Consider the following 12,334-nt stretch of genomic DNA (forward strand, 5'->3'; position numbering starts at 1 on the left):
GTCATGCTGGCGCCTCACGGTCCACGGCGACACGATCAGCCCGGGAGCTCGCGATGGCATCCTGCACGCGTCGTACGGCGGCCGGCTGCGCACTGGTCCTCGCGGTGCTGGCCGGCGGCCTCGGCTGCAGCGGGCAGGACGCCCCTTCCCCGGTCGCCTCCGACTCCGCGTCGCGGCGCGCCGCTCCCCCGCCCGGCACCGCCTCGCCCACCGCTCCCGCCCCGGAGACCTCGCCCCGCCCCGCGGTCCGCTTCGGCGCGGGACGCGCCCTGGGCCACGTCCGCGTGCTGGCGGGCCGGATCGGGCCGCGCCTGGCCACCGGGCCGGCGTACCGCGAGGCCGCGGCGTACGTCGCCGCGCACTTCGCCGTCTACGGCTACGACGTGACCCGGCAACGCTTCGCCGTGCCCGCCGGCGACTCCTGGGGGGTGCCGGTGGCGGCCGGCCGCTCGTCCAACGTGGTGGCGACGCCGCCGGGCTTCGACCCGGGCGCGCCGTACCTGCTCATCGGCGCGCACCTGGACACCGTCGCGGTGGCCCCCGGCGCCGAGGACAACGCCTCGGGCGTCGCGGTGCTGCTGGAGCTGGCCCGGCTGGCCGCGGCCCAGGACCCCCGGCTGCCCACGGTGCTGGTCGCGTTCGGCGCCGAGGAGCCGCGCGGGCCCGGCGACGACGAGCACCACTTCGGCTCCCAGCACTACGTGCGCGAGATGAGCCCGGCCGCGCGCGCGAACCTGCGGGCGATGGTGTCGCTGGACCGGGTCGGGGTGGGCGCGCGGGTGCCGGTCGGGCTGGGCGGCCTCTCGCCGACCGGGGTCCGCGACCGGCTGCTCGCGCTGGCCGACGAGCTCGGCATCCCCAGCACCCGGACCGAGCTGCGGACCAGCGACCACTGGTCGTTCGAGAAGGCCGGCTTCACCGTGGCCCGGATCGGCAGCACGCCCTACCCGGGCTACCACTCCAGCGGCGACGTCGCGGCGGTCGTGGAGCGGGCCCAGCTGGACCGGGTCGGGCGGCTCACCTGGGCGTGGCTGGCAGGTCGCTGAACTCCCAGAAGAGCCCGAGGTTGGCGGCCGCGTCGGCCCAGGACACCAGCCGCGGGGCGTAGTCCGCGCCGATCCGGTAGGGCACCGGCTCGGCGGCCTTGAGTTCGTCGCCCCAGAACACCAGCTCGAGGACGAGGCCCTCCTGGGTGGGCTCCATGAAGTCCATGTCGAAGACGAAGTTGCCCAGCGAGTGCACGACCAGGGCGTCGCTGCCGCCGGGCCGGGCCAGCACGGAGGTGCCCTGGACCCAGTGCGGGTGCCCGCCGACCACGACGTCCGCGCCGGCGGCGACCAGGTCGCGGGCCACCCGGCGCTGGATCGGCTCGGGACGCTGGGTGTACTGGGTGCCCCAGTGCGGCAGCACCAGCGTCACGTCCACGGTCCGGTCCAGGCGGCGTACGGCGCGCAGGAACTGGGCCAGCTCCGCGCGGTCGAGCGGGCCGGTGCGCGGCGGCATGCTCACCGACACCGCGCCCGGGCTGTCGGGGCCCACCTCGGGGGTCTCGCCGATGGCGTTGAACCCGATCAGGCCGAAGCGCACGCCGTTGCGCTCGACCACCACCGGCTGCCAGGCCTGGGCCGCGTCCCGGCCGGCGCCGAAGGTCTTCAGCCCGGCGCCGCGCAGGCGCCGTACGGTCTCGGCGAGCGCGTCCGGCCCGAAGTCGCCGAGGTGGTTGTTGGCCAGCCCGAGCACGTCGAACCCGGCACTGCGCAGAGCACCGGCGACCGCCGGCGGCGCGGCGAAGGAGTCGCCGCCCTGGGTGGGGGCGCCGGCGCGGGACAGCGTGTTCTCCAGGTTGCCGACGGTGAGGTCGGCGGACGCGAGGCGGCGCGCCATCGGCCGCAGCGCGTGACCCGGGTCGCCCAGCTGCGCGCCCCGCTCGGCCACCGCCCGCCCGAGCATCACGTCACCGGTCACCGTCACCGTGGTGACGACGGGGGCCTCGCCGGTGGGCGTGGCGCGGCCGGGGGTCCTCAACCGGTAGCGCCCCGGGTGGCGCAGTGGGTGCACGCCGCCCACCCGGACCACCCGCCGCTCGGGCCCCACCTTGCTGGCCGGCGCCACCTCGACCGCCGGGAGACCGGCCACCTCGTCGCCGCGCACCAGCCGTCGCGCGGTGCGCAGAGGGAGGTCCAGCGGGCCCACCCGCGGGTCGACGCTCAGCACCAGCGGCTGGGTGGGCGATCCCTGCGGTGTCCGCCGCGATTCGGGGGACGCCGGATCGGCGCTGCGGGACGGGGCCTCGCCACGGCCCGCGGGGTCGGAGGCCGAGCTGCAGGCGACGCCGGCCAGCAGCACCAGGGCGAGGAGCCCCGGTGCGCGGGCGGCTCGGCGCACCTGCTGCATGGGCCGAGGCTACGCACCCGGTCCCTGTCGGGGGGCGCGGTTAGGTTCGATCCCGTGATCCGTGACCTGAGCGATGACGAGGCCCGCGCCGCCCTGCCGCTGAAGTGGGGGGTCTACGGCCCGGACGTGATCCCGGCCTGGGTGGCCGAGATGGACTACGCCCTCGCCCCGCCGGTGAGCGCGGCGCTGACCCGGGCCGTGCAGGCGCAGATGGCCGGCTACCCACCGCCGGGCGACGGCGGCGTCGGCGCCGCGCTGTCCGGCTTCGCGGGCCGCCACTGGGACTGGGACCTGCCCGCGAGCGCCTGCGTGCTGGCCGGCGACGTGATCGCCGGCATCCGGCTGGCCCTGGAGGTGCTCTGCCCGCCGGGCCCGGTGGCGGTGCCGCTGCCGTGCTACCCGCCGTTCCGCGAGCTGGTCGCGGTGACCGGGCGCGAGCTGGTCGGCGTGGAGACCGACCCGGACGCCCCGCTCGACCACGCCGGCGCGGCCCTCGACCTCGTCGCCGTGGAGCGGGCCTTCGCCGCCGGCGCCCGCACCCTGTTGCTGTGCAACCCGCACAACCCGCTGGGGGGCGTGGCGACGCGGACCGAGCTGGAGGCCCTGCGCGACCTCGCCGCCGGGTACGGCGCGCGGGTGATCGCCGACGAGATCCACGCGCCGCTCACCCTGCCCGGCGCCCGGTTCACGCCGTACCTGTCGGTGGACCCGCGCGGGATCCTGGTCACCAGCGCCTCGAAGTCCTTCAACACCGCCGGGCTGCACTGCGCGCAGGTCCTCACCCTGGACGCCGACGAGCAGCGCGCCCTGCGCAACGTCCCGCTCCCGCAGAACCACGGCTACTCACCGCTGGGCATGGTCGCCGCCCGGGCCGCCTACGGCGAGGGCGACGACTGGCTGGCCGCGCTGGTGGCCCGCCTCGACGCCCAGCGCGCGCTGCTCGCCGACCTGGTCGCCACCCACCTGCCCGCCGCCCGGATGCGGCCGCTCGATGCGACGTACCTGGCCTGGCTGGACCTGCGCGGGTACGGCGTGGCGGACCCGGCCGCCGCCGGCCGCGCGCACGGCGTCGCGCTGGCCCCCGGCTCGGACTACCAGCCCGGCCTGGAGGGCCACGTGCGGGTCAACATCGCCACCTCGCCCGAGCGGCTCACCGAGGCGGTGCGGCGCCTGGCCGCGGCGCTGGCGGCCGGTGGGCACGAGAACGGCGGCAATGGGGGGCGGGCGGTGTGAGTCACCGCCCCCGCATCAGGCAGCGGGCTCCTGAGCGGGAGGCCTGCGGACGAACAGGGCGAGTCCCACGGCCAGGGTCGAGATCACCGCGCCGACCAGGAACGCCGCCTGCACGCCGTCCGCGGTCGCGGCAGCCGGGCTCGCGGACGCACCGGCGTCGGCGACGCCGCGGGCCAGCAGCGTCACGAACAGCGCGGTGCCGGCGGCACCGGCCAGCTGCTGCATGGTGCTGACGATGGCGCTGCCGTGGGAGTACAGCTGCGGGTCGAGCGAGCCCAGGCCGGAGGTGAACAGCGGCGTGAACGTCAGCGCCAGGCCGATGCTCAGCACGACGTGGCAGCCCATCACGTAGGAGCCCTCGGTGCTGACGTCGACCTGGGCCAGGCCCCACAGCGCGACGGCGACGATCGAGGCGCCGGTGATGACCAGCGCCCGCGGGCCGCTGCGGTCGTAGAGGCGGCCGACGAAGGGCGCCATCAGGCCCATCACCAGCCCGCCGGGAAGCAGCAGCAGGCCGGTGTCGAGGGTGTCCAGGCCGAGCACGCCCTGGGTGTAGATCGGGATCAGGATGATCGTGCCGAACAGCGACATCATGCTGACCACGACCAGCAGCACCGCGATGGTGAAGTGGCTGCTGCGGAAGGTGCGCAGGTCGAGCAGGGCCCGGGCGGTGCGCTGGAGCACCAGCTGACGCCAGGCGAAGAGCGCGAGCGCGACGACGCCGATGCTGACGGTGATCCACGGGGAGACCGGGACCTCGCCCTCGGCGGCCTGGCCGATGCTGCTCAGTCCGTAGATCAGCCCACCGAAGGCCAGCGCGGAGAGGACCACGGAGAGAACGTCGATCGGGACCGCGCGCGGCACGGTCACGTTGCGCAGCTTGACCGCGCCCAGCGTCAGGGCGCCCAGGGCGATGGGGAGGACCAGCCAGAACATCCAGCGCCAGTCGAGCACGTCGAGGATCAGCCCGGAGATGGTCGGGCCGATGGCCGGGGCCACCGAGATCGCGATCGAGATGTTGCCCATGGTGCGGCCACGCCGCTCGGCGGGCACCAGGTTGAGCACCGTGGTGAACAGCAGCGGGACCATGATCGCGGTGCCGGAGGCCTGGATCACCCGCCCACCCAGCAGGGTCGCGAAGCCCGGCGCGCTGGCCGCGACCACGGTGCCCACGCTGAACAGCGTCATCGCGGCCAGGAACAGCGGGCGCACGTGGAAGCGCTGCAGCAGGAAGCCCGTCACCGGGATCACCACGGCCATGGTCAGCAGGAACCCGGTGGTCAGCCACTGCGCGGTCGAGGTGGAGACCGCCAGGTCCCGGGTGAGCTGCGGCAGCGCGACGCCCATGATCGTCTCGTTGAGGATCACCACGAAGGTCGAGGCGAGCAGCAGCCCGATGACCAGGGTGTTGCCGTCGCTCGGGCCACCGTCTCGGGGCTCCGGTGTCCCGGGGGCGCTGGGGACGGAGGGGGCCGTGTCGGCTCCTCCGGTGGCGGTGTGACTCACTGACTTCTCCTGCGGGTGCGACGTCTGTGTCAGGTTCCTGACATGAGCCCAACCGTGGCCGCTCCCGATCTGTTCCCGGGCACTACGGTGGCTCCATGACCGAGCGACGCTGGCGCGGGGAGAGCCCCGCCCTGACCCGGCTGCTCGCCCACCCCGACCCGCACGGGGTGCAGTGGCTGCCGCTGCGGCTGCGGCTGATCGTCCAGCTCTACGGCCGCACCGCCGACTCCGCGCTGCGCCGGGTCGGCCTCACCCTGTCGCAGTACCTGGTCCTCGACGCCGTGGAGCGCAACCCCGGCGCCTCCGGGGCCGAGCTCGCGGAGTTCACCACCCAGACCCCGCAGTCGCTGAGCGGCGCCACCGCCGGGCTGGTCCGCGACGGCCTGCTCGAGCGCTCCCCCGGGCGCGGCCGGCGGATCCAGCACGGCCTCACCCCCGCCGGTGAGACGCTGGTCGTGCGGAGCCGGAGCGCCCTGGAGCGCCTCGACCGGTCCTTCGCCGAGCTCGGCGAGGACCGGCTCGCCGAGGCGGTGAGCCTCACCGACGACCTGCTCGCCCGGCTGCTCAGCCTCGCTGACGACGCTGACGACGGGGACGGCGGCGCCGACGCCGACGGGGACGGCGGCGCCGCAGTCGCCGACGGGGAGCTGAGCGCCCGGTGAGCGTGCAGGTGCGGCGCGCCGGGACCCGGCAGCGCACGAGCGCCGAGGGGCGCGCCACCGACCACTCGTTCTCCTGGGGGCCCCACTACGACCCGGCCAACCTCGGCTTCGGCCCGATGGTGTGCCACAACGACGATCGGCTGGCGCCCGGCGCCGGGTACCCCGACCACCCGCACACCGACCTCGAGATCGTCACCTGGGTGCTCGAGGGCGCGCTGGTCCACACCGACTCCACCGGCGGGCGCGGCACGACCTCCCCGGGCCGCGTCCAGGTGACCTCGGCCGGCGCGGGCATCGTGCACAGCGAGGTCGGCGACCCGGCCTCCGGACCCACCCGGTTCGTCCAGGTATGGGTGCGGCCCGACGAGGCGGGGATGCCGCCGGTGCTGCGCGACGCCGAACTGGGCGATGCGCTCGCCGCCGGGGGCCTGGTGCCGGTCGTCTCGGGCCACGACCCGGCCGCGTTGCTGCCGATCGGCGCGCGCTCAGCGACCCTGCACGCGGCGCGGCTGGCCCCCGGCGCGGTCGTCGCGCTACCCGAGGACCCACTCGCTCACGTGTTCGTCGCCCGGGGCGGCGCGCTCCTCGAGGGGGGCGACGCCCCGGCGACGACGGTGCTGGGCGAGGCCGACGCCGTACGGCTGAGCGGCGAGCCGGGGCGGCGCGTGCGCGCCACCGCCGCGACCGAGCTGCTGGTGTGGTCGTTCCGCGACGCCGTCGGCTAGTGCGCGGAGCGGGCGACCGTTCAGAAGGAAAACGCGGGCCGATCGAGTCCGGCCCGAGCGTGGGCGCCGACGAGTTTTCCTTCCGAACGGTCGCTGCCGGCCGACGTCAACCGAGCGGAAGCCCCCAGCGGCGGGCCAGCGGCACCTCGAGCGCGAACTCCACGCAGGCCAGGACGGCCAGGCAGGCTCCGGCGGCACCGAGCACCGACACCGCCGACGCGGAGCCGTTGGCGACCCAGAACCCGACGATGATCGCCAGCGGAAGCAGGAAGCGGAACAGGATCCCGACCACGACGAACAGCGGCACCACGATCACCGCGAGCAGGAGGGACCCGAGGGTCCATCCGCCTTCCCCGTCGTCCTCCTCGTCCTGGATCTCGGCGGGATCCGGCTCCAGAGACGGCGGGTGGCGGCGGCGATGCACCAGCCAGGGCACGGCCGCCAGCAGCGCGGCCGCGAGTCCCCCGGAGACGGCCAGCGTGACGCCGGCGTCCGCGACGAGCAGGCAGCCGAAGAAGAACGCGGTCCCGCACGAGGCGCCCAGGCTCAACGACTCCAGGCCGGCCATACGGCGCTCCTGAACCCCACGGGCCACCGGATCCATCGCGAGCTCCCCCTCTCGACCCGAGCAGTGGACCACGGATCCCCGGGTCGTGTGCCCCACGACGCACCGGAGCGCGCGCTCAGGCACACGACCCCCAGGGGGCCGGGGGGGCGGCGGGGGGATCAGCGCACGGAGGCGAGCACGTCCAGGGCGTCGGCGCGGACCTCGATCACCGCGGGCGGGGCGCCGAGGCGGGGCAGGTCACCCAACGGCTCGCCGTCGCCGCCCATCGGCACCGCGACCGCGCTGTCGGCGGTGAGCTCGATCCGGGTGCCGCGCAGGACCGTCACCTGGGGCAGGTCGACGTGGGTGCCGTCGTAGAGGCGGGGCAGCGCCCGGATCAGCGCCCGCTTGTGCGCGGCCTCCACCACGATCAGGTCCAGCAGACCGTCGTCGATCGCGGCGGCGGGAGCGATGGCCATCCCCTTGCCGTAGAAGCGCGAGTTGGCCACCACCACGGTCGCCGCCTCGTACTCGGCCTCGTGGCGCCCGTCGGGTCCGTCCACGACGACGCGGAACGAGGCCGGCCGGTACGTCGCGAGTGCGGCGACCGCGCCCAGCGGGTACTGCATGCGGCTCGGCACGCGGCGCATCCGGGCCACGTACGCCGCGGCGCGGGCGTCGACGCCGGCGTAGACCGAGCCGGCGACCGCGCGCGGGGCGCTGCCTGGCAGCCGCAGCTCGAGCAGGTCGACGCGGCGCGGCACCGCCCCGAGCAGCACCTCGACCTGTCCGGCGGCGTCCTCGGGGACGCCCAGCATCCGCGCGAAGTCGTTGCCGCGTCCCACCGGGAGCAGACCGAGCAAGCCGCCGTTCGCGGCGACCCGGCCGGCCAGCGAGGACAGCATCCCGTCGCCGCCGACCGAGACCACCACGTCACCGCGGGCCACCGCGGCGTCGACCAGCTCCATGCAGGCCAGCGGGCCCGGCGAGTAGGTCACCTCCACCCGGGCGCCGGCGTCGCGCAGCAGCCGCGCGGCCGGGACGACCGCGCCCGGCGCGGCGCCGCCGCCGGAGGTCGGGTTGACCAGCAGCGTGAACGCCCTCACGGGATCAGCACACCGGGATTGAGGATGCCGGCCGGGTCGAGCTCGGCCTTGACCGCGCGCAGGATGCCGACGCCGACCGGGCCGATCTCGCGGGCCAGCCACGGCTTGTGATCGGTGCCGACGGCGTGGTGGTGGGTGATCGTCGCGCCGGCGGCGAGCATCGCGTCGCTGGCGGCCGCCTTCGCCGCCTCCCAGCGGGCGAGCGGGTCGGGCCCCTGCCGGGCGGCCACCGTGAAGTACAGCGAGGCGCCGGTCTCGTAGACGTGCGAGACGTGGCACAGCACCAGCACGCTCTCCCCGTCGCCGCCGAGCGACTCCTCCAGCGCGGTGCGCACCGCGGCGTAGACAGCCGGGATGCGCGACCAGAACGTCGCCGTCTCCAGCGTCTCGACCAGCACCCCGACGTCGAGCATCGCGTCGCGCAGGTACGGCGCGGCGAAGCGGCCGTGCGCCCAGGACTCGCCGGGCCCGGTCCCGAGCGGCGTGCCGCCCAGGTCCTCCAGGGCGATGGTCACCGCGGCCCGGCGGGCGGCGACGGTGGCGGCCTCCCCCTCGTGGCCCACCAGCATCAGGCAGCCGGTGGCGGACTCGGCGCCCACCGCCTCGGGGTCGGCGAGGTTGAGCGCGGTCTCCGCCTCGTCCGAGAGTCGCAGGACCGTCGGCTGCAGGCCGTCCTGGACGAGCCGGCGCACCGCGTTGGTGCCGGACTCGAAGTCGGGCCAGCGCCACCCCTCGTAGCGCGTCACCTGCGGCACCCGCCGTACCCGCACGGTGACGGCGGTGATCACGCCCAGGGTGCCCTCGGAGCCCAGGATCAGCTGGCGCAGGTCCGGGCCGGCGGCGCTGGCGGGCGCGGTGCCGAGATCGAGCCGACCGCTGGGGGTGGCCACGGCCAGGCCGACGACCATGGAGTCGAAGCGGCCGTACCCGGCGCTCGACTGCCCACTGGAGCGGGTCGCCGCGAAGCCGCCGATGCTGGCGTGCTCGAAGGACTGCGGGAAGTGACCGAGGGTGAGGCCGTGCTCGCCCAGCAGCGCCTCGGCCTCGGGGCCACGCAGGCCGGGCTCGAGGGTGGCGGTCATCGAGACCGGGTCGACGGCGAGCAGCCGGTTCATCCGGACCAGGTCGAGGCTGAGCACGCCGGCGAAGCCCTCGCGGCGCGCGACCAGCCCACCGGTGACGCAGGTGCCGCCCCCGAACGGGACGACCGCCAGCCGGTGCCGGACCGCGAGGTCGAGGATCGCCGCCACCTCGTCGTGGCTCGCGGGGCGGACCACGACGTCGGGGGCGTCGGCGAGGTCGCCGGCGCGGGCGCGCAGCAGGTCCGGGGTGGACTTGCCGCGGGTGCGCAGCCGCCGGGTCGCGTCGTCGACGAGCACGTGCTCCTCCCCGACGATGTCCGCCAGCGCGCTGCGCACCTCGCCGCCGAGGACGGACGCAGCCAGCTCGGGGTCCGTGACGGCTGGGCGCTCGTCGAGGCCGAAGGCCAGCTCGACGAGGCCGCGCGCGGAGTCGGGCAGCGCGGTGGCCCGGTCGGCGGCGCCCCAGCGGTTCGGATGCATCTCGCGTGTCATGGGTTACACTGTGACACATGACGTCACTTCGTCACAACGACTTGGAGACACCGGGTGAGCCGGCGGAGGACTCCTCCGGGGCGGGTCTCCCCGCCCCCGGCAGCGCGCAGGACGCCTACCTCGACGCGGCCCGGGCCTGCCTCCTCGACGTCGGGTGGCGGCGTACGACGCTGACCGAGGTGGCGCGTCGGGCCGGCGTCTCACGGATGACCATCTACCGCACCTGGGGCGAGATGCCCCGGCTGCTGGGCGACCTGATGACCCGCGAGTGGCGCGCCGTGGTGACCCGGGCGACCGCCGAGTCGGCCCCCGCGCCGCAGATCGGCCGCCGCACCGGCCTCGACAGCCTGGTCGACGACGCCGTCGCCACGATCGTCCAGCTGCGCCGCAACGAGCTCTTCGTCCGGATCGTCGAGCTGGACCCCGAGCTGCTGCTGCCCTACCTGCTGGTGCGCCGGGGCCGCTCGCAGGACTCGGTGCTCGCCCTCGCCGAGCGGGCGATCCGCGCGGGGCAGGCGGACGGGACCATCCGGGCCGGCGACCCGACCGCGATCGCCCGCGGCGTCGCGCTGGCCGCGCACGGCTTCGTGCTGTCGCTGCACACGATGGTCGACGCGGCGGTGAGCGAGGAGGCGCTCCTGGCCGAACTCCGCGAGGTCCTCGTCCGGGCGCTCCGGCCATGACCGGCCGGCGGATCGCCGCGGGGCTGGCGAGAGTCCCCGAGGCCGTCGACCTGGTGGTCGTCGGGCTGGGCATCACCGGCGCCGGCGTCGCCCTCGACGCCGCCACGCGCGGCCTGAGCGTGCTCGCGGTCGACGCCCACGACCTCGCCTTCGGCACCTCGCGGTGGTCCTCGAAGCTGGTCCACGGCGGGCTGCGCTACCTCGCCCGCGGCCAGGTGGGCGTGGCCCACGAGAGCGCCGTCGAGCGCGGGATCCTGATGGACGTCACCGCCCCGCACCTGACCCATCCGGTGCCGATGCTGATGCCGCTCACCACGAGCGTCTCCGGGTCGGCGGCCGCGCTCGCCCAGGCCGGCTTCCGGGCCGGCGACCTGCTGCGCCGCTCGGCGCACACCTCCAGCGACACGCTGCCCCGACCCCGCCGGATCACCACGACCGAGGCACTCCAGCTCGCGCCCGGGCTGCGCCAGCCCGGGCTGCGCGGCGCCCTGCTGTCCTGGGACGGCCAGCTCGAGGACGACGCCCGCCTGGTGATCACCGTGGCCCGCACCGCCGCGGCGTACGGCGCGCACGTGCGCACCCGGGCCCGCGTCACCGCGGCCAGCGGCACCGGCGTCGACCTGCGCGACGAGCGCACCGGCCTGACCCATCACGTCGCGGCGGGCGCCGTCGTCAACGCGACCGGGGTCTGGGCCGGCCAGCTCGCGGACGAGATCACGCTGCGCCCCAGCCGCGGCACCCACCTGGTGCTGCGCGAGGGCACCCTGCCCGGCCTGCGCTCGGTGGTCACCGTGCCGGTCCCCGGCACACTGAACCGGTTCGTGATGGTGCTGCCGCAGGCCGACGGCACGCTCTACGTCGGGCTGACCGACGAGCCCGCCGACGGGCCGGTCCCCGACGTGCCGGAGCCCACCGAGACCGAGATCGGCTTCCTGCTCGACGTGGTCGCCGCCGCCTTCACCCGGCCGCTGCGGCGCGCCGACGTGGTCGGAGCGTTCGCGGGGCTGCGCCCGCTGCTGCAGGCCGGGGACGGCACCGGCTCCACCGCGGACCTCTCCCGCCGGCACGCGGTGCTGACCTCGGCCACCGGCCTGGTCACCGTCGTCGGGGGCAAGCTGACCACGTACCGGCAGATGGCCGAGGAGGCCGTCGACGTGGCCCTGGCCTCGGCCCCCCGGCTCAGCGCCGGGCCCTGCCGGACCAGCACGCTCCCGCTGCTCGGGGCCGCCCCGCGCGCCGAGCTGGCGGCGCTCGAGGCGCCGCAGCGACTGGTGCGCCGCTACGGCACCGACGCCGCGCTCGTCCTGGAGCAGGCCCGCCTTGCCAGCGGGCTGGACGACGAGGAGCTGCTGGCCCCGATCGCGCCGGGAGTGGCGGTGACGCTGGCCGAGCTGCTCTTCGGGATCACCCACGAGGGGGCCTGCGACGTCGACGACCTGCTCGAACGGCGTACCCGGGTGGGGCTGGTGGCCGCCGACCGCGCGCTGGCCGAGCCGGCCGCGCGGTCTGCCCTTCAGCTGGCGTCGAGCCAGAGCACCTCCCAGATGTGACCGTCGGGGTCGCGGAACGACCAGCCGTGCATGGGGCCGTCGTCCTGGACCTCGCCGGCAGCGGTGGCCCCGGCCGCGAAGGCCCGCTCGCACAGCTGCTCGACCTCCTCGCGTGAGCGCGCCGAGATGCACAGGACCACCTGGTCGCCGGTGTGGTGGGCGGTGCTGTGGAAGCCGTGGAAGAACCCCTGCTCCAGGAGCATCACGCAGGTCTGGTCGTTGAGCAGCAGACAACAGGCCTTGCCGTCGCAGTAGTCCTCGTCGAAGTCGAAGTCGAGGCCCTCCCAGAAGGCGCGGCTCGCCGAGACGTCCCGCACCGGCAGGTTGACGAAGAGCATGCGGCTCATGGGGTCC

12 protein-coding genes are annotated in these 12,334 nt (G+C 75.7%); 6 read left to right on the forward strand and 6 right to left on the reverse strand.

Annotated features, from left to right (window positions below; translation table 11 throughout):
* Positions 1 to 53 precede the first annotated feature (53 nt).
* Complete coding sequence (locus AC6EH9_RS01395; protein ID WP_498419826.1) at positions 54 to 1,046, forward strand: M28 family metallopeptidase; 993 nt, start codon at positions 54 to 56, stop codon at positions 1,044 to 1,046.
* Here the strand turns inward: AC6EH9_RS01395 and AC6EH9_RS01400 are convergent.
* Positions 1,018 to 2,394, reverse strand: coding sequence for a CapA family protein (locus AC6EH9_RS01400; RefSeq protein ID WP_498419828.1), 1,377 nt, complete (start codon positions 2,392 to 2,394; stop codon positions 1,018 to 1,020). The two genes, AC6EH9_RS01395 and AC6EH9_RS01400, sit on opposite strands and share 29 nt — an antisense overlap.
* Before the next feature lie 54 nt (positions 2,395 to 2,448).
* On the opposite strand from AC6EH9_RS01400, the gene AC6EH9_RS01405 reads away from it, so the two are divergent.
* Positions 2,449 to 3,627: a MalY/PatB family protein gene (locus tag AC6EH9_RS01405; RefSeq protein WP_498419830.1), complete on the forward strand. Its 1,179-nt coding sequence runs from the start codon at positions 2,449 to 2,451 to the stop codon at positions 3,625 to 3,627.
* 15 nt (positions 3,628 to 3,642) lie between these two features.
* Here AC6EH9_RS01405 and AC6EH9_RS01410 read toward each other — a convergent pair whose 3' ends face one another.
* Positions 3,643 to 5,133, reverse strand: a complete 1,491-nt coding sequence (locus AC6EH9_RS01410; protein WP_498419832.1) for a DHA2 family efflux MFS transporter permease subunit — start codon at positions 5,131 to 5,133, stop codon at positions 3,643 to 3,645.
* 95 nt (positions 5,134 to 5,228) lie between these two features.
* On the opposite strand from AC6EH9_RS01410, the gene AC6EH9_RS01415 reads away from it, so the two are divergent.
* Positions 5,229 to 5,795 (forward strand): MarR family winged helix-turn-helix transcriptional regulator, encoded by a 567-nt coding sequence (locus tag AC6EH9_RS01415; RefSeq protein ID WP_498419834.1) that lies wholly within the window; start codon positions 5,229 to 5,231, stop codon positions 5,793 to 5,795.
* Positions 5,792 to 6,520: a pirin family protein gene (locus AC6EH9_RS01420; protein ID WP_498419836.1), complete on the forward strand. Its 729-nt coding sequence runs from the start codon at positions 5,792 to 5,794 to the stop codon at positions 6,518 to 6,520. The genes AC6EH9_RS01415 and AC6EH9_RS01420 overlap by 4 nt, the downstream gene beginning before the upstream one ends.
* A 106-nt stretch (positions 6,521 to 6,626) precedes the next feature.
* Here AC6EH9_RS01420 and AC6EH9_RS01425 read toward each other — a convergent pair whose 3' ends face one another.
* The 3 genes from AC6EH9_RS01425 to AC6EH9_RS01435 all read right to left on the reverse strand — a co-directional run bounded on the left by AC6EH9_RS01425 (position 6,627) and on the right by AC6EH9_RS01435 (position 9,747).
* Positions 6,627 to 7,088 (reverse strand): hypothetical protein, encoded by a 462-nt coding sequence (locus AC6EH9_RS01425; RefSeq protein WP_498419838.1) that lies wholly within the window; start codon positions 7,086 to 7,088, stop codon positions 6,627 to 6,629.
* A gap of 158 nt (positions 7,089 to 7,246) precedes the next feature.
* Positions 7,247 to 8,173: a diacylglycerol/lipid kinase family protein gene (locus tag AC6EH9_RS01430; protein ID WP_498419840.1), complete on the reverse strand. Its 927-nt coding sequence runs from the start codon at positions 8,171 to 8,173 to the stop codon at positions 7,247 to 7,249.
* Positions 8,170 to 9,747, reverse strand: coding sequence for an FAD-binding oxidoreductase (locus AC6EH9_RS01435; RefSeq protein WP_498419842.1), 1,578 nt, complete (start codon positions 9,745 to 9,747; stop codon positions 8,170 to 8,172). Before AC6EH9_RS01435 ends, AC6EH9_RS01430 begins: the two co-directional genes overlap by 4 nt.
* 17 nt (positions 9,748 to 9,764) lie before the next feature.
* On the opposite strand from AC6EH9_RS01435, the gene AC6EH9_RS01440 reads away from it, so the two are divergent.
* A complete protein-coding gene (locus AC6EH9_RS01440; RefSeq protein WP_498419844.1) occupies positions 9,765 to 10,430 on the forward strand; it encodes a TetR/AcrR family transcriptional regulator in 666 nt (221 codons plus the stop codon).
* Positions 10,427 to 11,980 carry a glycerol-3-phosphate dehydrogenase/oxidase gene (locus AC6EH9_RS01445; protein WP_498419846.1) on the forward strand — a complete coding sequence of 518 codons (1,554 nt, stop codon included), beginning with the start codon at positions 10,427 to 10,429 and terminating at the stop codon, positions 11,978 to 11,980. The genes AC6EH9_RS01440 and AC6EH9_RS01445 overlap by 4 nt, the downstream gene beginning before the upstream one ends.
* On the opposite strand, the gene AC6EH9_RS01450 is transcribed toward AC6EH9_RS01445, so the two are convergent.
* A complete protein-coding gene (locus AC6EH9_RS01450; RefSeq protein ID WP_498419848.1) occupies positions 11,944 to 12,327 on the reverse strand; it encodes a VOC family protein in 384 nt (127 codons plus the stop codon). The genes AC6EH9_RS01445 and AC6EH9_RS01450 overlap by 37 nt on opposite strands.
* Positions 12,328 to 12,334 lie beyond the last annotated feature (7 nt).

This window comes from Nocardioides sp. Z21_20 (assembly GCF_059766585.1).